Source organism: Psychrobacter sp. TB20-MNA-CIBAN-0197 (assembly GCF_040309765.1).
GTDB classification, from domain to species: Bacteria; Pseudomonadota; Gammaproteobacteria; order Pseudomonadales; family Moraxellaceae; genus Psychrobacter; species Psychrobacter submarinus.
In genome coordinates, this window is the sequence record NZ_JBEOPC010000768.1 from 1 (window position 1) to 264 (window position 264).

General features: G+C 61.7%; 1 protein-coding gene. It reads left to right on the top strand.

Features of this window, described 5'->3' with window-relative positions; genetic code table 11:
* Positions 1-20: 20 nt before the first annotated feature.
* Positions 21-264, top strand: a 244-nt coding sequence (locus AAEY83_RS15905) for a response regulator (RefSeq protein ID WP_351060511.1), incomplete at its 3' end; no start/stop codon positions are given.

Genomic DNA, 264 nt, shown 5'->3' on the forward strand with positions numbered 1-264 from the left:
TCGTATTGCTGGATATCTCAATGAGAGAAACCGGCGGCCTGGAAGCGCTGCAACGGCTCAAGCGCGTGCGGCCGCAGAGCAAAGTGCTGATTCTGTCGATGCACACCGATCCGGCGCTGATCATGCAGGCGCTGGAGTCCGGTGCCCATGGCTACCTGCTCAAGGACACCACGGCCACCGAGCTCGAGCACGCGCTGGAAGCCCTGCGCAACAACGAACGCTACCTCAGCCCGGCCATCGCTCATACGGTGATCAATCAGGCAC